Below are 24824 nucleotides of genomic sequence, written 5' to 3' on the forward strand. Positions count from 1 at the left end.
GGGCCGTTTCTTACCATGACACCTGCCGTACCCGCCTCCCGCTCGCCGTCGCCGCGAGGGAAAACCTGATGTCGCTCGCCATGCTGCGCGGGCTGTGGCAATACCGCGGCTTCGTGCTCGGCAGCGTCAAGCGCGAATTCCAGTCCAAATACCGCAACACCATGCTGGGCGCCGCCTGGACCGTGCTCAGCCCGCTGGCCATGATCCTGGTCTACACCCTGATCTTTTCCCAGGTGATGCAGAACCGCCTGCCCGGCAACGCCAGCCAATATGGCTACAGCATCTACCTGTGCGCCGGCGTGCTGGCCTGGGGCATGTTCGCCGAGATCACCTCGCGCGCGCAAAACATGTTCCTCGAGCAAGCCAACCTGCTCAAGAAAATCAGCTTCCCGCGCATCTGCCTGCCGCTGATCGTGGTGCTCAACGGCCTGGTCAACTTCGCCATCATCTTCGGCCTGTTCACCGTGTTCCTGATCGCCTCCGGCCAGTTCCCCGGCGCCGTGTTCCTGGCGCTGCTGCCGGTGCTGTTGCTCCAGGTCGCGCTGGCGATCGGGCTCGGCATGGTGCTCGGCGTGCTCAACGTCTTCTTCCGCGACGTCGGCCAGTTCTTCCAGATCTTCATCCAGTTCTGGTTCTGGTTCACGCCCATCGTCTACCCGGCCAGCATCCTGCCGCCCGAAGTGCGCGGCCTGCTGGTGTGGAATCCGATGGCGGCGGTGATCGAGGCTTACCAGACCATCCTGGTCAGCGGCCAGCCGCCGCAATGGCTGTCGCTGCTGCCGGCGACCGGCGTGGCGCTGGCCAGCTGCCTGCTGGGCCTGCAACTGTTCCGCAAACGCGCGGGCGAAATGGTGGATGAACTCTGATGGGCGCGATTACTGTTAGCAATCTGGGCAAGGCCTACAAACTCTATCCCAACCGCTGGTCGCGGCTGGGCGAATGGATGCTGCCGTTCAACGGCCCGCGCCACCAGCTCAAGTGGATCCTGCAGGACGTCAGCTTCCAGGTGGCGCCGGGCGAGGCGGTCGGCCTGATCGGCATCAACGGCGCCGGCAAGAGCACCCTGCTCAAGCTGATCACCGGCACCACCCAGCCCAGCACCGGCAGCGTCCACATGCAGGGCAGCGTGGCCGCGCTGCTGGAGCTGGGCATGGGCTTCCATCCCGACTTCACCGGCCGCCAGAACGTCTACATGGCCGGCCAGCTGATCGGCCTGACGGTCGACGAGATCAGCGCGCTGATGCCCGACATCGAAGCCTTCGCCGAGATCGGCGACTACCTCGACCAGCCGGTGCGCGTGTACTCGAGCGGCATGCAGATGCGGGTGGCGTTCGCCGTCGCCACCGCGCGCCGCCCGGACATCCTGATCGTCGACGAGGCGCTGTCGGTGGGCGACACCTATTTCCAGCACAAGAGCTTCGAGCGGATCCGCCAGTACCGCCGCGCCGGCACCACCTTGCTGCTGGTGTCGCACGACAAGCAGGCGATCCAGTCGGTGTGCGACCGCGCCATCCTGCTCGACGGCGGCCGCCTGGCGCGCGAGGGCAAGCCGGAGGAAATCATGGACTACTACAACGCCATGATCGCCGAACGCGAGAACAGCACGCTGCGCCTGAACCAGCGCGACGACGGCAAGCTGCAAGTGACTTCCGGTACCGGCGAGGCCACCGTGGCCGAGATCGTGCTGCTGAACGACGCCGGCGAGGCGGTCGAAGTGGTCGACGTCGGCCAGCAAGTGACGCTGCGCATCACCGTCGCGGTGCATGAAGCCATCCCGCGCATGGTGCTCGGCTACATGATCAAGGACCGGCTGGGCCAAGCCATGTACGGCACCAACACCCACCTGAAGGAATTGCCGCTGGAAGACATGCAGGCCGGCCAGCGCGTCAGCTACAGCTTCCGCTTCGCCGCCAACCTGGGCGCCGGCAGCTATTCGGTGGCGACCGCCATCGTCAGCACCGCCACCCACCTGGTCAACAACTACGAGTGGCGCGACCTGGCGCTGGTGTTTACCGTGGTGAACATGCAGCGCCCCCATTTTGAGGGTTCGGCCTGGCTGGACCCCGCCATCGAGATCACCCGCACATGAGCTTTATCTCCTACGCCCAGAACTATGAAGACGTGCTGCTGTGGCGCGCGCTGCACGACGTGCCGGCCGGCTGCTACATCGACGTCGGCGCCAACGACCCGGAGCTGCACTCGGTCACCAAGGCCTTCTACGACCAGGGCTGGTCCGGCATCAATGTCGAGCCGATGCCGTCCTACGGCCCGGCCTTCCGCGCGCAGCGTCCGCGCGACATCAACCTGAACGTGGCGGCCGGCGCCGGCAGCGGCAGCATCACGCTGTTCGACGTGCCCGACGTCAACGGCTGGGCCTCGACCGACAGCGCCGTCGCCGCCGCCCACCGCGCCCACGGCCACCAGGTGGTCGAGCACACGGTGCCGCTGCTGACCCTGGCCGAGATCTGCCGCCAGCATGTGCGCGGCGAGGTCCATTTCCTCAAGATCGACGTCGAAGGCTTCGAGGGCGACGTGCTGCGCGGCATGGACTTCAGCCTGTGCCGGCCGTGGATCGTGGTGGTCGAAGCCATCATGCCCAACAGCCGCGACAGCAACCACGGCGACTGGGAAGCGCTGGTCACCGACCATGGCTACCAGTACGCCTGGTTCGACGGCCTGAACCGCTACTACGTCGCCGACGAGCACGCCGGGTTGGCCGCACGGCTGCAGCTGCAGCCCAATGTGTTCGACGATTTCATCACCCACCACCTGGACAAGGCCTGGCGCCGCGGCAAGGACCTCGACCGGCAGGTCGAAAGCACCTGGCAACTGGCGCGCAGCGCCGACGCCCGCAGCAGCGCGCTGGAGCAGGACGTCACGCGCGCGGTGCGGCGCGGCGCCGAGCTGGAACAGGCGGTGGCGCGCGAGGCCGGCCATGCCGCCGCGCTGGAACAGGACGTGGCGCGCGCCGTGCAGCGCGCTCTGGAGCTGGAGCAGGACGTCCGGCACGCCGTGCAGAGCGGCGCCGAGCGCGCCGAACAGCTGAGCCAGCAGATGCTGCAGATGCGCCAGCAACTGAACCAGCAGCTGCAACAGCGCCAGGACCAGGTGCTGCAGCTGCAAGCCGAGCTGCGCCAGTCCGAAACGGTGGCGCGCCAGCTGGAAAACAATCTGCACCAGACCGCCGAATGGGGCACCCAGCTGGAGCAGCGCCTGATGGCGGTGTACGCCAGCAGCTCGTGGCGCATCACCGCGCCGCTGCGCGCGCTGGCGCGGCGCGGCGACAACAGCCTGCCCAAGCTGGCCGCGCGCGCGCTGCACGCCGGCGTGCGCCGCGGCGCGCGCTGGCTGAGCTCGCGCCCGGCGCTGCGCCGCGCGCTGATCCCGCTGATCAGCCGCTCGCCGCTGCTGAGCAGCACCATCAGCCGCAGCCTGCAAGCGATCAAGCAGGGCGATCCGGCCGCCGGCGCCGCCGACGTGCCGCACCTGCTGCGCGAACTGCCGCTGTCGGCGCGCAAAGTGCTCGACGACCTGCGCCGCGCACAACACCCTACCGAACACTGACCATGCGCCTTGTAATCGATCTCCAATCCTGCCAGAACGGCGCCGCCCGCGCGCCGCAGGCCGTGCTGGCGCTGGCCCAGGCGCTGCTGCGCCAGGCCGCCACCCGCACCACCCCGCACACCGTGTTCATCGTCCTGGCCGCCGGCCAGACCGAGCACCTCGACCGCCTGCGCCACGCCTTCGCCGGCCTGGCGCCGGCCCAATTGCTGAGCTACCAGGTGCCGGCCGGCCACGGCTGGAGCCACCACGCCGCCACCCTGGTGCGCGACGGCTTCCTGGCCAGCCTCAATCCTGACGCGGTGTTCGCCCCCGGCCTGTTCGACGTCGCGCTCAACGACACCGTCTTCGGTCCCGGTCCCGACGGCGTGGCCATGGTCTACACCGAAGCGGGCGCGGCGGCCGAGCCGGCGCTGGCCGAACGCCAGCAGGCCAGCCTGCGCAACGCCGCGCTGGTGCTGCCGGCGATCGCCGCCGACCTCGACGCCGAGGCCGCCGCCGCCGCGCTGTGGAGCGCGCTGGAACAGCTCCACGCTGACGCGCCGGCGCGCAACGCCGGCGCCGCCCGTCCGCGGCTGGCCTACATCTCGCCGCTGCCGCCGGAAAAATCCGGCATCGCCGACTACAGCGTCGAGCTGATCGCCGAGCTGGAGCCGTACTACGACATCACGCTGGTGGTCTCGGCCGCCAGCGCCGGCGGCGTCGCCGCCACCGCGCTGGGCGGCCGCCTGCCGCTGCTCACGCCGGAACAGTTCGACCAGCAGGCGCCGCACTTCCAGCGCCTGCTGTACCACTTCGGCAATTCCAACGCCCACCAGTACATGTTCCCGCTGCTCGAGCGCCACCCCGGCATCGTCGTGCTGCACGACTTTTTCCTCAGCGGCGTGATCGACAACATGGAGCGCGAGGGCGTGCAGCCGCTGGCCTATATGCGCGCGCTGTACGCCTCGCACGGCCACAGCGGCCTGCTGGCGCACAAGGAGCTGGGCCACAATCCGTCGATCTGGGCCATGCCGAGCAACAAGACGGTGCTGGACCAGGCCAGCGGCGTCATCGTCCATTCCGAGTTCTCGCGCACGCTGGCCGAACAATGGTACGGCCCCGGCAGCGCCGACGCGTGGCGCACGCTGCCGCTGCTGCGCGGCTTGCCGCCGCAGGCCGCCGGCCACAGCGCGGCCGAACTGCGCGCCGCCGCCCGCCACAAGCTGGGCATCGCCGAGCACGAGTTCCTGGTGTGCAGCTTCGGCATGCTGGGCCCGACCAAGCTCAACCACCGCCTGCTGGACGCCTTCCTGGCCTCGCCGCTGGCGCGCCAGATCGACTGCCGGCTGCTGTTCGTCGGCGAAAATGAAGGCGGCCAGTACGGCGCCGAGCTGGCGCGCAAGATCGCCGCCGCCGCCGGCGAGCTGCCGGCCAGCATCGCCATCACCGGTTTCGTCAGCACCGACGATTACCAGCACTACCTGGCCGCCAGCGACGTCGCGGTGCAGTTGCGCACCCAGACCCGCGGCGAGACCTCGGCCTCGGTGCTGGACTGCCTGCTGCACGGCGTGCCGGCCATCATCAACGCCCACGGCGCCGCCGCCAGCCTGCCGGACGCGGTGCTGCTCAAGCTGCCCGACCTGTTCGAGGACGAGCAGCTGAGCGCCGCGCTGGCCGGGCTGTACGCGCAGCCGCAACGCCGCGCGCAACTGTCGGCCGCCGGCCGCGAGCACGTGCGCCTGCACCACGCGCCGGCCGCGGTCGGCCGCCGGTACCACGCCGCCATTGAAGAGCTGGCCCGGGCCAGCACCCACGCCCACTACCGCCAGCTGGTGGCCGCCGTGTGTGCGATCCGGCCGGCGCCGGACGACGCCGAACTGATAGGCGCGGCCGCCGCGATCGCCGCCAACCAGCCGGGCGCCGCCCCGCGCCAGCTGCTGATCGATATCTCGGCGCTGGTGCAGTCCGACTACAAGACCGGCATCCAGCGCGTGGTGCGCAGCATCGTGCTGGCGCTGATCGCGGCGCCGCCGGCCGGCTACCGCGTCGAGCCGGTGTACAGCGAGGGCGGCAACCGCAGCTACCGCTACGCGCGCCGCTTCAGCGCCGAGATGCTGGGGGTGCGCTCGCCGCAGCTGGAGGACGCGCCGATCGAAACCGCCGCCGGCGACCTGTTCCTCGGCCTCGACCTGGCCTCCAACATCACCTCGCAGAACCAGCCGCAACTGCTGGCCATGCGCCGCCGCGGCGTCGCCGTCTGGTTCGTGGTGTACGACCTGCTGCCGGTGCTGCGTCCCGAGTGCTTCACCTTCGCCGCCGACAAGTACTACGCCGACTACCTCGACACCATCACCTACGCGGCCGACGGCATCGTCACCATTTCGCGCGCCGTCGCCGACGAGCTGGCCGCGTGGGTGGCGACCCGGCCCAACCGGCGCCAGGCGCCGCTCAAGCTGAGCCACTTCCACCTGGGCGCCGACCTCGACGCCAGCGCCCCCAGCACCGGCCTGCCGGACAACGCCGAGCGCGTGCTGCAGGCGCTGCGGGAAGCGCCGACCTTGCTGATGGTCGGCACCCTGGAGCCGCGCAAGGGCCAGGCCCAGGCGCTGGCCGCCTGCGAACTGCTGTGGGCCCGGGGCGTGGCGCTCAACCTGGTCATCGTCGGCAAGAACGGCTGGCTGGTCGAGGCCCTGGTCAAGCAGCTGGAGCAGCACCCGGAGCGCGAACGGCGCCTGTTCTGGCTGCCCGGCGTGTCGGACCAGATGCTGCAACAGTTGTACCAGCACAGCTCGGCGCTGCTGGCGGCCTCGGAAGGCGAAGGCTTCGGCCTGCCGCTGATCGAGGCGGCCCAGCACCGGCTGCCGATCATCGCGCGCGCCATCCCGGTGTTCCGCGAAGTGGCCGGCGAGCACGCCTACTACTTCGACGGCCGCTCGCCGCAGGAGCTGGCCGGCGCCATCGAAGCGTGGCTGGCGCTGCACGCGGCCGGCCAGGCGCCGGCCTCGGCCGACATGCCGTGGCTGACCTGGCGGCAGAGCGCGCGGCAGTTGCAGCAGGCGCTGCTGTCCGACGCGGGCAGCCACACCCAGGTCGGCGGCGGCGGCGTCGCCCCGCAGCTGCTGGTCGACGTCTCGGCCGTGGCGCGCGAAGACTTGAAGACCGGCATCCAGCGCGTGGTGCGGGCCCAGCTGTCCGAGCTGATGGCGCTGCACACCACGCGCTACCAGGTGTTGCCGGTCTACCTCAGCGACGAAGGCGGCCGCTGGCACTACCGCTATGCGCGCCGCTACCAGCACACGCTGACCGGCACCGACAGCTACGGCGTGCTCGAGGACGAAGTGCAGGTGGCCGCCGGCGACGTCTTCTACAGCCCCGACTTCTTCCCCGGCGCCGTCACCGAGGCCGGCCGCATCGGCCTGTTCCAGCGCTGGCGCGACGCCGGCGTCAGCGTCAATTTCCTGATCCACGACCTGCTGCCGGTGCTGCGCCCGGAGTTCTTCCCGGCGCGGGTCGACGACGTGTTTGAAAAATGGCTGCACACCGTCAGCAGCAACGCCGACCGCCTGCTGTGCATCAGCGGCGCGGTGGCCGACGAAACCCGCGCCTGGCTGCGCCAGCACGCGCCGCAGCGGCCGCTGCCGCAGTTCGCCGTGCTGCACCACGGCGCCGACATCGCCGCCTCGCTGCCGAGCACCGGCCTGGCCGACGACGCCGCCGCCGTGCTGGCCGACATCGTCTCGGCGCCGAGCTTCCTGATGGTCGGCACCATCGAGCCGCGCAAGGGCCACCTGCAGGCGCTCGACGCCTTCGAGCAGCTGTGGGCCGCCGGCGCCGACGTGCGGCTGGTGGTGGTCGGCGGCGAAGGCTGGAAGGGCTTGCCCGACGGCCAGCGCCGCACCATCCCGGCCATCATGGCGCGCCTGCGCGGCCACCCGGAACTGGGACGCCGCCTGCACTGGCTGCAGGGCATCAGCGACGAATACCTGGAGCGGGTCTACCGCGACTGCGCCTGCCTGCTGTTCCCGAGCGAGGGCGAGGGCTTCGGCCTGCCGCTGATCGAGGCCGCGCGCCACGACCTGCCGCTGCTCACGCGCGACATTCCGGTGTTCCGCGAGATCGCCGCCGAGCACGCGCAATACTTCAGCGGCGACGACGGCGCCGCGCTGGCCGCCGCCGTGCGCGAGTGGCTGCGGCTGCACGCGGCCGGCCAGGTCCGCGCCTCGTCCGGCATGCCCTGGCACACCTGGGCCGACAACGCCCGCCACCTGACCGCCATCTTATTCCCGGCCGGAGACCAGCCATGAGCCGGCTCTCCACGCCGGCGCAACACAAGGACGCCATGCCCCCATCCCCCACGGCCGAACGGCGCATCGACCACACGCAAACGCCGCTGGTCGTCGACCTCGACGGCACGCTGATCTATTCCGACATGTTGTGGGAAGCGCTGCTGCTGTTCCTCAAGCGCCACTTCTGGCAACTCTGGAAGCTGCCGCTGTGGCTGCTACTGGGCAAGGCCGGCTTCAAGCACCAGATCGCCGCCCAGGTCGAGATCGATCCGGCCACCCTGCCCTACGACCACGGCCTGCTGCACTATATTTCGGGCCAGCACCGCGCCGGCCGCCGCATCGTGCTGGCCACCGGCAGCGAACGCCGCTTTGCCGACGCCATCGCCGCCCACGTCAAGCTGTTCGACCTGGTGCTGGCGACCGAGGAGGGCGTCAACCTGACCTCCGACAACAAGGCCGCCGCGCTCGCCGCGCTGTACGGCGCCCACGGCTACGACTACGTCGGCAACGCGCGCGCCGACCTGGCCGTCTGGCTGGGGGCGCGCAACGCCTATGCGGTCACGTCGACCCCGTTCACGCTGGCCGACGGCCGCCAGACCAGCCACCTGGGCAGCCGCCGCGGCAGCGCCGCGCGCGCGCTGCTCAAGGCGATGCGGCCGCGCCAGTGGCTGAAGAACCTGCTGGTGTTCGTGCCGATGCTGGCCGGCCATGCGCTCAACAGCGGCGCGCTGCTGCAGTCGATGGCCGCCTTCGTCGCCTTCTCGCTGTGCGCCTCCAGCGCCTACCTGCTCAACGACGCGCTCGACGCCCACGACGACCGCCTGCATCCGGTCAAGCGCAAGCGCCCGATCGCGGCCGGCACCCTGCCGCTGCCGGCGGCGCTGATCGCCAGCCCGCTGCTGGCCCTGGGCGCGCTGGCCTGGTGCGCCAGCTACGACTGGCTGCTGGCCGGCACCGTGCTGATCTACTTCATCTGCACGCTGAGCTACTCGCTGCTGCTCAAGCGCCTGCTGATGGTCGATATCGTCGCGCTGGCGATCCTGTACACGCTGCGCATCCTCGGCGGCAGCGCCAGCACCGGCATCGAACCGTCGTTCTGGCTGCTGGCGTTCTCCTTCTTCCTGTTCCTCAGCCTGGCGCTGCTCAAGCGCTACAGCGAGCTGTTCAACCTGCACAGCCAGGGCAAGGAGAAAACCAGCGGCCGCGGCTACACCACCGCCGACAAGGCGCCGATCAGCATCATGGGCGTCAACAGCGGCTTCCTGTCGGTGCTGATCTTCATGCTGTACTTTAATTCGCAGAACGTGCTGGTGCTGTACCCGCATCCCAACTTCCTGCTCGGCGTGGTGCCGCTGCTGGTGTTCTGGCTGGGCCGCCTGTGGACGCTGGCCTTCCGCGGCCAGGTCAACGAAGACCCGGTGCTGTACGTCAGCAAAGACAAGGTCAGCCTGGCGGTCATCGCGCTGTGCCTGGCGCTGGTGCTGGCCGCCTCCCACCCACTATGATCGCCCGTCCATGAACCCTGCTCTCATCGGCTACCTGTGGTGCGCCGGCGCCGCCCTCGCCAGCGCCGCCGCCACCCTGTTGATCAAACTGTCCGGCCAGACCGGCGGCGGCTGGTCGCCGCTGCGGCTGCTGCTGCTGGGCGGCGCCGGCGGCACCTATGTCGCCGGCTTCGTCTGCTATTCGCTGGCGCTGCAAAGGCTGGAGATCAGCCTGGCCTATCCCGTCATGACCGCCATCACGCTGGCGCTGATCACCTTGCTGGGCACGTTGGTGCTGCAGGAAGCGCTGACGCCGGCCAAACTGGCCGGGCTGGCGCTGATCGCCGCCGGCGCCTTCGCGCTTTCGCGCTAACCCTACATCTTGAACGCCATGTCCCCAGCCACTCCCCGCATCGCCGTCGTCATCCCCAGCTACCGCGTGACGCGCCACATCCTCGGCGTGATCGCCGGCATCGGCCCCGAGGTCGAGCGCATCTATGTGGTCGACGACCAGTGTCCGGACCAGTCCGGCGCCCACGTGCGCCAGCACTGCACCGACCCGCGCGTGGTGGTGCTGGTCCACGCGCACAACCAGGGCGTGGGCGGGGCCGTGATGAGCGGCTACCGCGCCGCCATCGACGAAGGCATGGACATCATGGTCAAGGTCGACGGCGACGGCCAGATGGACGCGCGCCTGATCCCGGACTTCATCGCCCCGATCGTCGACGGCGCCGCCGACTACACCAAGGGCAACCGCTTCTTCGACCTCGAGCAGATCCGCCAGATGCCGCCGCTGCGCCTGTTCGGCAACGCCATGCTGTCGCTGCTGACCAAGCTGTCGTCCGGCTACTGGGACTTGTTCGACCCGACCAACGGCTTCACCGCGATCCACGCCAACGCCGCCCGCCACCTGCCGTTCGACAAGATCAGCCGGCGCTACTTCTTCGAGACCGACATGCTGTTCCGCCTCAACACCCTGAACGCGGTGGTGGTCGACGTGCCGATGGACGCCAGCTACGGCGACGAGGTCAGCAACCTGAAGATCTCGCGCATCGTCACCGAGTTCGCCGCCAAGCACGTGCGCAACTTCTTCAAGCGGCTGTTCTACAACTACTACCTGCGCAATATGTCGCTGGCCTCGATCGAACTGCCGCTGGGCGTGGTCATGCTGGCCGGCGGCGCGATCTACGGCGTGATCCACTGGATCGACTCGGCCCGCGCCGGCCTGCCGACGCCGCCGGGCACGGTGATGCTGTCGGCGCTGCCGGTGCTGATGGGCACGCAGCTGATCCTGGCCTTCCTGGCGCACGACATCGCCTCGGTGCCGAGGCGCGCGATCCACCGCCTGACCCACCTGGGCCGCCGTGCTTAAGCGCATGTTCTGGCAGCGGCAGTTCCTGCTGTTCGTGGCGGGCGGGGTGCTGTGCGCGCTGCTCGACATCGGCGTGATGCAGCTGCTGATCGGCATCGGCACGGCGCCGCTGGCGGCCGCCACGGCCGGCTTCCTGAGCGGGCTGCTGGTCAACTACGCGTTCCACGCCAAGGTCACCTTCCGCCAGATGAGCAGCGGCGCCACGGTGGCGCGCTACCTGTGCGTGGTGGCGCTCAACTACCTGATCACGATGGCGCTGGTGGCGCTGGCGGTGCAGCTGGCCGGCGCGGCGCTGGCCGGCAAGCTGGCGGCGCTGCCGCTGGTGGCGGTCAATGGTTATTTCCTGAGCAAACACTGGGTATTCACATGATCACATTCGCTCCGCTGCGCACCGACGCGCCAGCCCTGCAGCAGTACGGCGCCCTGTTCGCCGCCTGCTTCCCCGGCACCGGCAAGTTCACGCCGGCCTACCTGAGCTGGCTGTACGCCGCCAATCCGGACGGCCCGGCGGTCGGCTACGACGCCTGGGACGGCGAGATCCTGGCCGCGCACTACGTCTGCATCCCGGTGCGGGTGCTGCTGGAGGGCGCGCCGGCCCGCATGCTGCTGTCGCTCAACACCGCCACCCATCCCGACTACCAGGGCCAGGGCCTGTTCACCAAGCTGGCGCAGCAGACCTTCGACGCCGGCCGCGCGGCCGGCTACGACGGCGTGTACGGGGTGGCCAACGCCAACAGCACGCCCGGCTTCATCCGCAAGCTGGGCTTCCAGCTGGTGCGCCCGCTGGAGGCGCGGGTCGGGGTCGGCCCGGTCGGCCACGCGGCGCCGGCGCGCGCCCCGGCGCCCGCCTTCCAGCGCCTGTGGAGCGCCGCCAGCCTGGCCTGGCGCTGCGCCAACCCGGACAATCCGGTGCAGGCGCGGCGCCACCGCCGCCGCTGGCAATTTCACGCCGCCGCGCTCGGCCCGGCGCGCGCCTACGCCGAGCTGGAGCTGCCGCTGGACTGCGGCGCGGACGCCGGCGCGGCACCGGCCGGCCTGGCCGGCGGCTGGTCGCCGCTGCGGCTGTACATCGGCCTGCTGCCGGACGACCAGCGCAGCTTCGTCGCCTATCCCAGCATTCCGTCCCGCCTGCGGCCGTCGCCGCTGAACCTGATCTACCGCTCGCTGTCGGGACGCGTGGCCGCGCTCGATCCGGCGCGCATCCACTTCACCTTCCTCGACTTCGATGCCTACTGACCGCACGCCACCGGCCGCGCTGTTCCTGTTCGCCCACCAGGACGACGAGTTCGGCGTGTTCCAGAGCATCGAGGACTGCCGCCGGCAGGGCTGGCGCGTGGTGTGCGCCTACCTGACCCACGGCGCCCACGGCAGCGCCGCGCGCCGCAACGCCGAATCGCTGCGGGTGCTGGCGGCGCTGGGCGTGCCGGCCGCCGACGTGCGCTTCGCCGGCGACACCCTGGGCATCGTCGACGCCACCCTGCCGCGCCGGCTGGACCCGGCCGGCGCCTGGCTGGCCGAGCAGATGGCCGCGCTGCCGCGCCTGCAACTGATCTGCGCGCCGGCCTGGGAAGGCGGCCACCACGACCACGACGCCCTGCATTTCCTGGCGGTGCACAGCGCCGCCCGCCTCGGCCTGGGCCGGCAGCTGCGCCAGTACGCGCTGTACCACGCCCACCGCTGCCCGGCGCCGTGGTTCCGCGTGCTGTCGCCGCTGGCCGCCAACGGCGCGCCGCAGACCAGCGCCATCGGCTGGCGCGACCGCCTGCGCCATCTGCGGCTGTGCCTGAGCTACCCGTCGCAACGGACCACCTGGATCGGCCTGTTTCCCTTCGTGCTGGCGCACTACCTGCTGCAGGGCCGCCAGGCGCTGCAGCACGCCACGCCGGAGCGCACCGCGCAGCGGCCGCACGCCGGTCCGCTGTACTACGAATGCCGCCGCTTCTACCGCTGGGAGCAGTTGCAGGCCGACACCAGCGCCTGGCTGCGCGCCCAGCCCGCCACGCAAGACCACCACGATCGCTGACAGCAATTAAACTATGAAACCATTGCAATCCCTGGAAAAAAACCTGTTCTCGGCGGCGCTGGTGCCGGCCCTGCTGCTGCTGTTCTGCTACCTGTTCATCCGCAACAGCGGCATCTATCCGATCGTCTTCATCGACGAGTGGAGCTACAGCAGCAACACCCGCCTGCTGCCGCTGTCGGCCGCGCAAGTGCCCTCGTACCTGTACTTCAGCCTGTTCAAGCTGACCAACTACTGCGGCGACGGCTTCCTCGATTGCAACCGCATGCTCAACAGCGTGCTGTACCTGCTGGCCGCGCCCTTCATCTACCTGCTGGGCAAGCGCCTGGCGCCGGCGCCGGTGGCGGCGCTGGTGGCGCTGGCCGCCGCGCTCAGCCCCAACAACGCCTACACCCCGTTCTTCATGCCGGAGGCCATGTACTTCCTGGCGTTCTGGGTCTACAGCTGGGCCAGCATGAGGTTTTACGAACGGCCGTCGCTGGCGCGCGCCGCCGTCCTGGGCGCGCTGCTCGGCCTGATGGCCATGGTCAAGATGCACGCGCTGTTCCTGATCCCCAGCCTGTGCGTGTTCCTGGCCTTCGTCGCCTTCGAGGAGCGCGCCGCCGGCGGCGGCTGGCGCTGGCTGCGGCGGGCCGCCGCGCTGGCGCTGCTGGCGGTGCTGACCGCGCTGGCGGTGCGCATGGCGGTCGGCTGGGCGCTGGCCGGACGTCCCGGACTGAGCCTGTTCGGTCCGCTGTACGCCGACCAGGTGGCCTACACCGCCAAGGCGCGCCAGCCGCTGCTGACGCTGGCCGGGCTGGCGCTGCACAACCTGCAGGGCCATCTGATCTCGCTGGCGGTGCTGTTCGGCGTGCCGCTGGCGGCGCTGCCGGCGGCGCTGCTGCTGGGCGCGCGCAGCCAGGCGCGCGCGATGGTGGTGTACAGCGTGCTGGTGCTGGGCTCGCTGCTGGCGGTCACCGTGCTGTTCACCGCCTCCATCACCGGCCTGGCCGAGGGCGACACCGCGGCCCGCATCCACACCCGCTACTACAACTTCGCGCTGCCGCTGATGCTGCTGTGCGGCGCGGCGCTGCTGTACGCGCCGGCGGCGGCCAGCCTCAAGCCGCGCTGGCGCCTGCTGGCCGGCGGCGCCGTGCTGGCGCTGGTGCTGTGGGGCCGCTACCACCTGCTGCACTCGTACGCGCCGACCATCATCGACAGCGCCGAGATGCGCGCCTTCTCGCTCGACGCCGGCAGCTTCAACACCATGGCCGGCCTGGCGCTGCTGGCGCTGCTGGCCTGGATCTGGCGGCCGCAGCTGGGCCTGCGCCTGTTCCTGTTCGCCGCGCTGCCGGTGGCCACGCTGTACTGCGCGGCCAACACCGCGCACGAGGTGCGGCTGTCGATCCACGCCGACGCCTATTCCAAGGCCGGGCTGTTCGCGCGCCACTACCTGAGCCGCGAACAGGCCGACGGCCTGACCGTGGTGGCGACCGAGATCGGCGGCCTGCTGCGCACCAAGTTCTTCATCGAAAACACCAACGTGGCCTTGCTGGAGGTGCCGCGCGACGCCACCAGCGTCGACTGGGCGGCGCTGCCCGACAGCACCCAGCTGGTGCTGGCGATCGGCGCCTACCAGCCGCCGGCCGGGGCCCGCATCATCGCCCGCAAGGACGACATGGCGCTGTTCGAGCTGCCGCCGGCCGAGCCCGGCGTGCACCTGCTGAAATTCTCGCGGCCGCTGAGCGGCGGCTACGTGCTGCGCACCACCGGCCTGAGCGGACCGGAGCCGTGGGGCAGCTGGACCGACGGCCCCGAGGTCAGCATCGAATTCGCCGCGCCGCTGCCCAAGCGCCTGCGGCTGCGCCTGACCGGCCACGCCTTCGGCCCCAACGTCGGCCGCGACGTCGTGGTCACGCTGGGCGGCCAGCAAAAGACCTTGCGCTGGAGCGCGCAGACCGCCCAGACCGATCTGGAGTTCGACACCGACGGCGCCGCGCGCACGCTGGGCCTCGCCATCCCGCAACCGGCCTCGCCCAAGTCGCTGGGCCAGAACCAGGACACGCGCGCGCTCGGCATCGCGCTGGAACGGATCAGCGTGGAGGACCGCGCGCTGGACTAGCCTTGAAACGGCGCGGGGGCGCTGCGGGCGGTGTTGTAAAAACGTCGCCCATTGTGGTCGCCAGGCAATTGCCATATACTCAACGCCCTTTCTTCACGTGTCTCCACCGCCCATGCGCCGTCTGATTTCGTCCAGTCCGTTCTACACCGCCGCCCTGTTGGCCTGTCTGCTGTATCTGCTCAGCGCCTGGCCGGCCGTGCACAACGGCGACGTCGCCGAGTACACCCTCACCACGCTGGCGGTGGCCAACCACGGCACGCCCGACATCCGCCTGAGCGACCTCGAGGAAGGCCAGCGCCGCCTGCCGTGGCTGGCCTACGACTACTCCGAGATCGACCGCAACCTCAAGCACCAGCCCGGCATCGTGAACCTGCCGTTCGCCAAGGGCAGCGGCGACAAGGTCTACGCGGCCCACTACTTCGCCTTCTCCGCGCTGGCGGCGGTGCCGTTCAAGCTGCTGCCGCTGGTCGGCATGGACCCGTTCAAGTGCTATCTGGCGCTCAACCTGTGTTTCGTGTTCATCCTCGGCCTGTCGCTGCGCCACCTGCTGCAAGACAACCTGAAGGCGCTGTGCATGCTGGGCCTGGCCCTGACCTGCGGCATCTGGGCCTATCTGCGCTGGACCACGCCGGAGACCGTGACCGTGGCCGCGCTGCTGTCGGCGCTGGCCCTGTTCAGCGCCGGCGCGCCGCTGCGGGCCAGCCTGCTGGCGGCGCTGGCGGCGATGCAGAATCCCTCGATCATCTTCGTGTTCGGCATGGCGCCGTTGCTGCGCCTGGCGCTGGACTACCAGTCCGGGCGCCCGTGGCGCGCGCAGCTGCTCGACGCCGTGCAGGGCGCGCGCGGCCTGGCCTGCCTGGCGGGCGGCGCCCTGCTGGGCCTGACGCCGCTGCTGTGGAACCAGATCAATTTCGGCTTCCCCAGCCTGATCGGCCACATTTACACCCGCGGCGATTTCGTCAGCCTGACCCGCCTGCACTCGCTGTTCTTCGATCTGAGCCAGGGCATGCTGATCGGCCTGCCGGCGGTGGCGCTGCTGCTGCTGGCGTGGAGCGTGCGCCTGCGCGGCCAGCCGGCGCCGGCCGCCGGCCTGCTGCGCCTGCTGGCCGGCTGCGTACTGCTGAGCTTGATGCTGGCGCTGCCGACGCTGGGCGTGGTCAACTGGAATTCCGGCGCCCAGGGCGTGATGCGCTACGCCACCTGGATCGCCATGCCGCTGCTGTTCGCGCTGGCCATGCAGCTGCGCGCGCGGCGCCGCTGGCTGGCGCCGGTGCTGGTGGTGCTGCTGCTGCAGATCGGCGTCACCGACGCGCTGGGCCGCTACCGCTACGTCGAGTTCAGCCCGCTGGCGCGGCGCGTGCTGGAACACGCGCCGCAGCTGTACAACCCGGAGCCGGAGCTGTTCGCCGAGCGCATCAAGCATATCGACAACTACTTCGACGAACCCGAGGTGTACGCCTACCGCTACCACCAGCGGGTCACCAAGACCCTGTACCACGCCGGCACCCCGGCCGCCATCGTCAAGCTGTGCGGCGAGGGCGGGACGCTGGCGCCGGACAACGCCTACACCGACAGCACGCGCGGCTGGCGCTACATCAACGGCGACGTCAAATGCGTGGCGGCGCCGCGCTGAGGCCCGCCCCCGGCATGGGCGGCGGCCGGCGCCGCCGCCGATGCAAGCTAAGAATTGATTAACTTTTCGTTTTTTATAACTGCTTGCCATATAATCCATTCCGATACTGACTCTCGTCCTCTCGGAATACCATGAATCAAGCCGCCCCCCTCACCGGCCAACCCGCCCCCTCCGCCGCTCCCGTACCCGAACCCAGCCGCAAAAGCACAGCCATCTTCGCCCTGCTGCTGGCGCTGGCGCTGCTGACCCTGGCGCTGTCGCGCCCCGCCAGGCTGAGCGGCGACGGCGAGGAATACATGCTGACCGCCATCGCCCTGGCCGAGCACGCCAGTCCCGACCTGCGCCTGAGCGACATCGCGCTGGCCCGGCAACTGATGCCGGACTACACGCTGGCCGGACTGGACGAGCTGGCGCAGGGCGTCGCCAGCGGCGCGCAGGTGCCGCGCCAGGGCTATTTCCGCGGCAGCGACGGGCGCGCCTACGGCCTGCATTTCTTCGGTTATCCGGCGCTGGCGGCCCTGCCGCTGAAGCTGCTGCTGTGGAGCGGCCGGCCGCCGCTGCAATGCTTCCAGGTCGCCAACGCGATGATGGCGTGGCTGCTGGCGCTGTGCCTGCTGCGGCTGTTCCGCTCGGCGCCCGCGGCGCTGGCCGGCACCGCCCTGTTCCTGGCCTGCGGCGGCGCGCTGTACTGGGACTGGAGCAGCCCGGAATTCGTCAGCGCCGCCGCGCTGCTGGCCAGCCTGGTGTGCTTCTGCGGCGGCGCGCCGCGGCGCGGCGGCCTGCTGGCCGGGATCGCCTCGATGCAAAACCCCACCATCGTGTTCGTGCTGGGCGCCGCGCCGCTGCTGGCCTACCTGCTGCGCTACCAGCCGCTGCTGGGCTGGCGCGGCAACCTGCGCCAGACCCTGAGCCCGCGCATGCTGGCCGGCCTGGCCATCGGCCTGCTGGTGTGGGCCATGTCGCCAGCCTTCAACCTGGTCGAGTTCGGCACCCCCAGCCTGATCGCCAAGGTGGCCACCGGCGCCGCGCTGATCAGCCTGGAGCGCCTGCACTCGCTGTATTTCGATCTCAACCAGGGCATGCTGGTGGCCATCCCCGGCGTGGCGCTGGCGCTGCTGTGGACCAGCTGGCGCGGCGCGGCGGTGGCGCGCGGCCGCCGCCTGCTGGCGCTGCTGCTGACCATATTGCTGACGGTGGCCTTCGCCGTGCCGGCGCTGTCGGTGCACAACTGGAACTCCAGCGCGGCCGGCGTCATGCGCTACGCCTTCTGGGCCGCGATGCCCTTCGTGTTCCTGCTGCTGTGGCGGCTGCGCGAGCTGCGCGGCCGCGCCGCGCGGGTGTTGCTGGGGCTGCTGGCCTGCAGCCAGCTGCTGGCCATGGCCAACGCCCAAAGCTATTTCTACACCGAATTCAGTCCGGTCGCCAAATGGGTGTTCCGCCACGCGCCGTCGCTGTACAATCCCGAGTCCGAGATCTTTGTCGAGCGCCTGACCGGCATCGAGGACAGCCGCGACCGCAGCAAGGTGCATGCCTACCGGATCGACGGCGTGGCGGTCAAGGCGCTCTACCACAGCAGCCTGGCCGACCCGGAAAGCCAGTTGTGCGGCAACGCCCCGGTCGCGCCCGCCATCGGCGGCCCCGACCGCTGGCTCTACCTGGAGCGGCCGCAGGCCTGCCGGCCGGCGCTGACCCTGGGGGCGAGCCAGTTCACCCGCGACCAGACGCTGCTGCTGGGGCGCGGCTGGAGCCAGATCGAGCCGCAGCACGGCGCCTGGAGCGACAGCAAGCAATCGCTGATGCTGGTGAGCTATCTGCGCGACGCGCCGGCGCGGCAGCTGACCCTGCGCGGCTATTATTTCGAGGGCAACCGCCGCACCCGCGTCAAGCTCAACGGCGTGGACCTGGGCTGGGTCGACCTGCAGGCCGGCAGCGCGCTGGAGCTGCCGCCCCACAGCGACGGCGGCGCCGTGCGCATCGAGCTGACCCACGAGGCGCCGCGCAGTCCCGGCCCGCAGGACGGGCGGCAGCTGGCGTTCTACCTGCAGGGCGTGACGCTGCGCTGACGCGGCCGGTGGCGAGCGCAGATAGCAGTTGCCACCTAGTCAAGACTGCCGTACATTGCAGATCTGTTTCTCAACGCAGTCCGACTCCGGAGAGCATTAGATGGAATGTATCGTTTGCGGCCACACCACGGCGGCCGGCCTGACGGCCTGGCATCGCACCTGCCCGGCCTGCCATTATGAAAGCGCGGCGCTGCAACCGACCATCAACGACGCGGCGGTCCACCTGCAGGTCGACGAGGCCGAGCGCGAGACCGGCCTGAAAGCGATACGGGTGGCGAACTTCCAGACCATCATCGATTACGCGGCGGGGCTGGCGACGCCGGGCGCGCAGCGGCTGCTGGACGTCGGCGCCGCCCACGGCTGGTTCCTGGAGGTGGCCAGGCAGCGCTTTCAGGTGCTGGGCATGGAGCCCGACACCTCGGTCGCCACCCGCACCGCCGCGCGCGGCCTGCCGGTGCGCAACGGCTACTTCCCCGACGCGCTGGAGGCCGACGAGCGCTTCGACGTCATCGTGTTCAACGACGTCATCGAGCACATCCCGGATATCCGCGCGGCGCTGGCCGCCTGCCGCGAACGGCTGAACCCGGGCGGCATCCTGATACTCAACCTGCCCAACAGCCGCGGCTTCTTTTACCAGTTGTCCAAGCTGCTGGCGCGGCTGGGCTGGCGCGCGCCGTTCGACCGCCTGTGGCAGAAGGGCCTGCCCTCGCCGCATGTGCACTACTTCCAGGCCGACAACCTGACCGCGCTGGTCGGCCAGCAGGGCATGGAGCTGAAGCTGCGCGCGGAACTGCCGTCGGTGCGCGCGGCCGGCCTGTTAGAGCGGCTGCGCTGTGCCGGCCAGGGCACGGCGTTCAGCAACTACCTGCAGTATGCCGCCATCATGCTGAGCATCCCGCTGCTGCGCGCATTCCCCAGCGATATCGTGGTGTGCGCCTACCGCAAGCCGGACGCCTGAGCCGTCGCCCCGAAAAAAAACCGGCCGGCCTGAACGCGTTCAGGCCGGCCGGTTTTTCATGTCCGCGCGCCGGGCTTACTGCTTGGGCGCGCCGCCCAGCAGGAAGGCGATCTTCTGCTTGGGCTTGGACGCGGCCGCGCCGCCCAGCGCGGCGGCCGGGGCCGGGGCCGGCGCCTTGGCCGGCTCGTACGGCTTGAGGAACCATGGATCGACCTTGTCGCGGCGGCTGCCGTACGACGGCGCGCCGGCGGCGCGCGGCGCACGCTCGCTGCGTTCGCCACGGTCGCTGCGCTCGCCACGCGCGGCCGGCGCGGACGAGGACGAAGGCGCGCCGCGGCCGCCCTCGTCGCGCCGCGGACGGCGTTCGCCGCGTTCGTCGCCGCCGTAGCTCGGTGCCGGGTTGAAGCCGTCCAGCTCGCCGCGGCGGATGGTTTGCTTGATCAGTTTTTCGATGTCGGCCAGCAGGCGTTCATCCTTGTCCGAGTAGATCGACAGCGCGTCGCCCGAGGCGCCGGCGCGGCCGGTGCGGCCGATGCGGTGCACATAGTCTTCGGCGTTGTACGGCAGGTCGTAGTTGATCACGCACGGCAGGTCGGTGATGTCGAGGCCGCGCGCGGCGACGTCGGTGGCGACCAGGATGTCGATCTCGCCCTTCTTGAACGATTCCAGCGCCGCCATGCGTTCCTGCTGGGTCTTGTCGCCGTGGATGGCGACCGCCTTCATGCCTTCCTGCTCCAGGCCCTTGGCCAGGCGCGAGGCGCCGATCTTGGTGTTGGAGAAGATGATCACCTGCTTCAGCTCGCGCTGGCGCAGCAGGTGCGCGGTCAGCGCGTGCTTCTGGTTTTCCGGCACCTTGTAGACCACCTGGCTGACCTTGTCGGCGGTCTGGTTGCTGCGCGCCACTTCGATCGTCACCGGGTTGCTGAGGAAGGTGTTGGCCAGCTTCTTGATCTCCGGCGAGAAGGTGGCCGAGAACATCAGGTTCTGGCGCTTGGCCGGCAGCAGGTTGATGATGCGCTGCAGGTCGGGCAGGAAGCCCATGTCGAGCATGCGGTCGGCTTCGTCCATGACCAGCATCTGCACCTGGCCGAGGCTGATGTTCTTTTGCTCGACGTGGTCCAGCAGGCGGCCCGGGGTGGCGATGACGATCTCGACGCCGGCCTTGAGGATGATGGTCTGGCCCTTCATGTCCATGCCGCCGAACACCACGGTCGAGCGCAGCGGCGTGTGCTGGGCGTAGGCCTTGACGTTCTCGGCCACCTGCACCGCCAGTTCGCGGGTCGGGGTCAGGATCAGCGCGCGCACCGGGTGGCGCGCCGGCGAGGTGCTGGCGCTGGCGTGGGCCAGCAGCATCTGGATGATCGGCAGCGCGAAGCCGGCGGTCTTGCCGGTGCCGGTCTGGGCCGCGCCCATGACGTCGCGTCCCTGCAACAGCACGGGGATGGCCTGGGCCTGGATCGGCGTCGGGTGCACATAGCCCTGGTCGGTCAGCGCGCGCAGGATGGCCGGCGACAGGCCGAAGTCGGCAAAACGGACTTCGGCGGGCTCGGCGGCAGGCGCGGCCACGGCTTCGGCGGCGACCGCTTGCTGGGCGGCGGACTCAATAACGGTCGGGGTGATGATCTCGGTTTCGGACATAATGTGTGCGGCGGCCCTGCGGCGGACAGCCAAGCTTTCTTCAATAAACAACATATCTGTGCTGCCGGCCCGGCGGAGGTACGACTTGGAGGAGTGCGGGAGGACCGGCGGGCGGACACGCGGTGAGCAGGATACTATGAGCGCCGTAAACTATACCCTAATTTCCGGCAACTGCGCTAAAAACCACCGGCTTTTATATTAAAACCCTTGCATCAATGGTATGTATAATAGTCGATCCGACCAGATTACCCCATTAAACCGAGCGCTGCTCCGCACGCGCAACCCGTTACGCCACCGGATATCCCCTACATGCACGTGCTTCCGCCGGCCCTGCGCCGCCGCCCTTCCCGATTGCGCTACGCTGCCCTATTGCTGCTGCTGTTGCTGACCTCCCTGCTGGCCTGGCTGCCGGCCGCCGACGCCCTGGCGGCGCCGGCGCCGTCGCTGCGCTTCAAGAAACTGGGCCCGCTTGGCGGCGACGAACCGTCGATGCTGTCGCTGCTGCAGGACCGCAAAGGCTATGTCTGGGTCGGCACCCACACCAACGGCCTGTACCGCTACAACGGCTACCAGGCGGTCAAGTACATCAACAACCCCAACGACCCGCGCAGCCTGCCGCACGACCGCGTGTCGGCCATCTACGAAGACCAGCAGGGCCGCATCTGGGCCGGCACCCAGAACGGCCTGGCGCGCTTCAACCCGGAAAGCAACGACTTCACCTTGTTCGCGCCGCCCGGCAAGGCGCCCAAGAACCACCGCATCATCAAGAACATCATTTCCGACGGCAAGAGCGGCATGTGGGTGGGCAGCTGGGGCGGCCTGCAGCATTTCGATCCGGCCAGCGGCCAGTTCACCGTCTACGCCCACGACGAAGCCGATCCCGGCAGCCTGGCCAGCAACGACTTGAACGCGCTGGCGCTGGACCCCAGGGGCGGCGTCTGGATCGGCACCTGGCCCGGCGGACTGGACTACCTGGCGCCGGGCGCGACCAGCTTCAAGCACCACCAGGTCGATCCGGCGCCCAAGCCGGACGCCCGCGTCAACATCGTCCGCGCGCTGCAGTTCGACAGCAACGGCATGCTGTGGATCGGCACCGAGTCGGGCGTGATCCGCTGGGACGGCAAGCGCGGCTGGGACACCCGCAAGGCGATCGCCTCGCCGTACAGCCGCATCACCAACTTCAACCTCGACAACAAGGGCAGCTTGTGGTGCACCACCCTGTCGGCCGGCCTGCTGCGCTGGAACCAGGCCAGCGGCGAGTTCGACCAGTTCGTGCACGCGGCCGACGACCCCTACAGCCTGCCGGGCGACAATCTGCGCGCGGTGATGCAGGACCGCGGCGGCATGCTGTGGATCGCCTCCTTCACCGACGGCATCAGCCTGGCCAACCTGTCGAGCGAGGGCTTCACCCGCCACGTGCCGTTCCGCATCGACAGCCGCTCGGCGCCGGCCAGCAACGCGCTGCTGAGCCTGGCCCGCGCGCCGGGCGGCCGCATCTGGCTGGGCGGCAACGTCGGCATGAGCTTGTACGATCCGGCCACCGGCAGCGTCATCAAGAGCTACCACGCGGACGACAAGCGGCCGGGCCGGCTGAGCCACGCCATCATCTACAGTATGTACCAGGACCAGGGCGGCAAGGGCCCGCTGTGGCTGGGCACCTCCAACGGCCTGAACCGGCTGGACACGCCGGACAGCGCCTTCCAGGTGATCCACTTCGGCAACACCGCCAGCGACTACATCAACGCCATCGCGCCCGGCGCCGGCGGCGTGCTGTGGCTGGCCACCGGCAACAGCCTGATCCGCTACGACAGCAAGACCGACGCCCGCAAGATCTACTACAACGATCCGCAAGACCCCGGCACGCGCAGCGTCAACGGCACCTCGGCGGTGCTGGAAGACCGCCGCGGCCGGGTGTGGGCCGGCTCGGAATGGAATGGCGGCGGGCTCGACCTGCTGGATCCGGCCACCGGCAAATTCCGCCACTTCCGCCACGCCCACCACGACCGCACCAGCCTGAGCGACGACAACATCGCCAGCCTGCACGAGGACGCGCAAGGCCGCATCTGGGTCGGCACCAGCAAGGGCCTGGACCTGGTGGTGGTGGCGGCGGACGGCCAGGTCAGCTTCAAATCGTATGCGGCGGCGATGCGCGCGCCCAAGATCCTGTCGATCGAGCACGACCGCGACGGCAAGATCTGGTGCAGCACCATCGCCGGCCTGTACCGGCTGGACCCGGCCACCGGCCAGGTCAGCCACTTCAGCGCCTCGGACGGGCTGACCGAGGGCTACACCGTCAACTCCTCGTCGATGGACGAGAACGGCGTGCTGTACTTCGGCGGCGTGCACGGCATGACGGCGGTGACGCCGTCGGCGGTGCGCACCAGCTCGGTGCCGCCGCAGGTGGCGATCACCGACATCACCGTGTTCAACCACTCGCTGCAGGACGGCAAGCCGAGCGAGAACGTCAAGGCCGACGGGCCGGTGACCTCGCCCACCGCGCTGACCCTGTCGTCGCAGGCCTCGGTGTTCTCGCTGGAGTTCGCGGCGCTGCACTACACCGAGCCGGGCGAGAACCGCTACGCCTACCAGCTGCAGGGCTTCGACCGCGATTGGGTCGAGACCGACGCCGCCCACCGCAGCGCCAGCTACACCAATCTGAACCCCGGCCACTATGTGTTCCGGGTCAAGGCCGCCAACCACCTGGGGGTGTGGAACCCGGAGCCGGCCACGCTCGCCATCACCATCACGCCGCCGTTCTGGCAGCGCTGGTGGTTCCGCGCCGGCGCCGCGGCGCTGATCGTCGGCTCGCTGCTGCTGGCCTACAAGATCCGCATCCACCGCCTGACCCGCCACCAGGCCGAACTCAAGCAGCTGGTGGCCGCGCGCACCGGCGAGCTGGAGGAATCGAACCGCAAGCTGGCCGCGCTCAGCACCACCGACGGCCTGACCGGCGTCGGCAACCGGCGCGGCTTCGACCTGGCGCTGGAAGCGGAATGGCGGCGCGCCGCCCGCACCGGCCAGACGCTGGCGCTGTCGATGCTGGACGTCGACTACTTCAAGAAGTACAACGATCATTACGGCCACCTGGCCGGCGATTCGACCCTGCGCACCGTGGCCGAGCTGATCACCGCGCACGGCCGCCGCACCACCGACCTGGTGGCGCGCTACGGCGGCGAGGAATTCGCGCTGCTGGCGGCCGCCACCGACGCGGCCGACGCCTTCGGCGTGGCCGAGGAAATCTGCGCCGAGCTGGCGCGGCGCCAGCTGCCGCACGAGCAGTCGCCGTTCGGCATTTTGACCATCAGCATCGGCGTGGCGGTGATGGTGCCGACCGAGGACAGCTCGCCGGAACTGCTGGTGCAGATGGCCGACCGCGCCTTGTACCGGGCCAAGGAAAAGGGCCGCAACATGGCGCTGCTGGCCATGCCGCCGATGTAGGGAAGTGGATGGACGCGAATCAGACCAACGCGGCGGCCGACGACCCGATGCCGCTGCCGCCGCAGGCGCCGCAACCGGGCGACTGCTGCCACAGCGGTTGCACCTTCTGCGTGGAAGACATGTACCAGGATGAACTGGAGCGCTACCGCGCCGCGCTCAAGGCGTGGCGCGAGCGGCATGACGGCATAGCCGGACAAGGAGTGGATTGAACACCTGGAGATAACAGCGACGCCCAGTTCAGGACAAACAGGAAGTCGCCGCCGTTCTTTAGCTGGGCGCTGCGGCGGC

Annotated in this window: 17 protein-coding genes; 16 read left to right on the forward strand and 1 reads right to left on the reverse strand. The window is 69.8% G+C overall.

Annotation, left to right across the window (positions count from 1 at the left end; all coding sequences use genetic code 11):
• Nucleotides 1-65 precede the first annotated feature (65 nt).
• The 14 genes from AC1RMD_RS25650 to AC1RMD_RS25715 all read left to right on the forward strand — a co-directional run bounded on the left by AC1RMD_RS25650 (nucleotide 66) and on the right by AC1RMD_RS25715 (nucleotide 19460).
• Nucleotides 66-866 carry an ABC transporter permease gene (locus tag AC1RMD_RS25650; RefSeq protein ID WP_492930820.1) on the forward strand — a complete coding sequence of 267 codons (801 nt, stop codon included), beginning with the start codon at nucleotides 66-68 and terminating at the stop codon, nucleotides 864-866.
• Nucleotides 866-2089: an ABC transporter ATP-binding protein gene (locus AC1RMD_RS25655; protein ID WP_492930713.1), complete on the forward strand. Its 1224-nt coding sequence runs from the start codon at nucleotides 866-868 to the stop codon at nucleotides 2087-2089. Before AC1RMD_RS25650 ends, AC1RMD_RS25655 begins: the two co-directional genes overlap by 1 nt.
• A complete protein-coding gene (locus tag AC1RMD_RS25660; RefSeq protein ID WP_492930715.1) occupies nucleotides 2086-3564 on the forward strand; it encodes an FkbM family methyltransferase in 1479 nt (492 codons plus the stop codon). The genes AC1RMD_RS25655 and AC1RMD_RS25660 overlap by 4 nt, the downstream gene beginning before the upstream one ends.
• A gap of 2 nt (nucleotides 3565-3566) precedes the next feature.
• Nucleotides 3567-7847, forward strand: coding sequence for a glycosyltransferase (locus AC1RMD_RS25665; protein ID WP_492930717.1), 4281 nt, complete (start codon nucleotides 3567-3569; stop codon nucleotides 7845-7847).
• Nucleotides 7844-9334: a UbiA family prenyltransferase gene (locus AC1RMD_RS25670; RefSeq protein WP_492930719.1), complete on the forward strand. Its 1491-nt coding sequence runs from the start codon at nucleotides 7844-7846 to the stop codon at nucleotides 9332-9334. Before AC1RMD_RS25665 ends, AC1RMD_RS25670 begins: the two co-directional genes overlap by 4 nt.
• A gap of 10 nt (nucleotides 9335-9344) precedes the next feature.
• Nucleotides 9345-9686, forward strand: a complete 342-nt coding sequence (locus tag AC1RMD_RS25675) for an SMR family transporter (protein WP_492930721.1) — start codon at nucleotides 9345-9347, stop codon at nucleotides 9684-9686.
• An 18-nt stretch (nucleotides 9687-9704) separates the two neighbouring features.
• Nucleotides 9705-10685 (forward strand): glycosyltransferase family 2 protein, encoded by a 981-nt coding sequence (locus AC1RMD_RS25680; RefSeq protein ID WP_492930723.1) that lies wholly within the window; start codon nucleotides 9705-9707, stop codon nucleotides 10683-10685.
• Nucleotides 10678-11055, forward strand: a complete 378-nt coding sequence (locus tag AC1RMD_RS25685; RefSeq protein WP_492930725.1) for a GtrA family protein — start codon at nucleotides 10678-10680, stop codon at nucleotides 11053-11055. Before AC1RMD_RS25680 ends, AC1RMD_RS25685 begins: the two co-directional genes overlap by 8 nt.
• Nucleotides 11052-11921, forward strand: coding sequence for a GNAT family N-acetyltransferase (locus AC1RMD_RS25690; RefSeq protein ID WP_492930727.1), 870 nt, complete (start codon nucleotides 11052-11054; stop codon nucleotides 11919-11921). Before AC1RMD_RS25685 ends, AC1RMD_RS25690 begins: the two co-directional genes overlap by 4 nt.
• Nucleotides 11911-12708, forward strand: coding sequence for a PIG-L deacetylase family protein (locus AC1RMD_RS25695; protein ID WP_492930729.1), 798 nt, complete (start codon nucleotides 11911-11913; stop codon nucleotides 12706-12708). Before AC1RMD_RS25690 ends, AC1RMD_RS25695 begins: the two co-directional genes overlap by 11 nt.
• A 13-nt stretch (nucleotides 12709-12721) precedes the next feature.
• Nucleotides 12722-14806: a DUF7024 domain-containing protein gene (locus AC1RMD_RS25700; RefSeq protein WP_492930731.1), complete on the forward strand. Its 2085-nt coding sequence runs from the start codon at nucleotides 12722-12724 to the stop codon at nucleotides 14804-14806.
• A 112-nt stretch (nucleotides 14807-14918) separates the two neighbouring features.
• On the forward strand, nucleotides 14919-16439 hold the full coding sequence (locus tag AC1RMD_RS25705; protein WP_492930733.1) for a hypothetical protein: 1521 nt from the start codon (nucleotides 14919-14921) through the stop codon (nucleotides 16437-16439).
• Nucleotides 16440-16570: 131 nt separating this feature from the next.
• A complete protein-coding gene (locus tag AC1RMD_RS25710) occupies nucleotides 16571-18502 on the forward strand; it encodes a hypothetical protein (protein WP_492930735.1) in 1932 nt (643 codons plus the stop codon).
• Between the two features lie 100 nt (nucleotides 18503-18602).
• Nucleotides 18603-19460 carry a class I SAM-dependent methyltransferase gene (locus AC1RMD_RS25715; protein ID WP_492930737.1) on the forward strand — a complete coding sequence of 286 codons (858 nt, stop codon included), beginning with the start codon at nucleotides 18603-18605 and terminating at the stop codon, nucleotides 19458-19460.
• Between the two features lie 75 nt (nucleotides 19461-19535).
• On the opposite strand, the gene AC1RMD_RS25720 is transcribed toward AC1RMD_RS25715, so the two are convergent.
• The gene (locus AC1RMD_RS25720; protein WP_492930739.1) at nucleotides 19536-21098 is read right to left on the reverse strand and encodes a DEAD/DEAH box helicase; all 1563 of its coding nucleotides are present in this window, start codon (nucleotides 21096-21098) and stop codon (nucleotides 19536-19538) included.
• Between the two features lie 309 nt (nucleotides 21099-21407).
• Here AC1RMD_RS25720 and AC1RMD_RS25725 point away from each other — a divergent pair, with 309 nt between their 5' ends.
• Entirely contained in the window at nucleotides 21408-24536 is a 3129-nt protein-coding gene (locus tag AC1RMD_RS25725; protein WP_492930741.1) for a ligand-binding sensor domain-containing diguanylate cyclase, read from the forward strand.
• Between the two features lie 8 nt (nucleotides 24537-24544).
• Entirely contained in the window at nucleotides 24545-24745 is a 201-nt protein-coding gene (locus AC1RMD_RS25730) for an oxidoreductase-like domain-containing protein (RefSeq protein ID WP_492930743.1), read from the forward strand.
• Nucleotides 24746-24824 lie beyond the last annotated feature (79 nt).

The sequence above is a fragment of the Duganella sp. GW822-FHT06D06 genome (assembly GCF_058799615.1).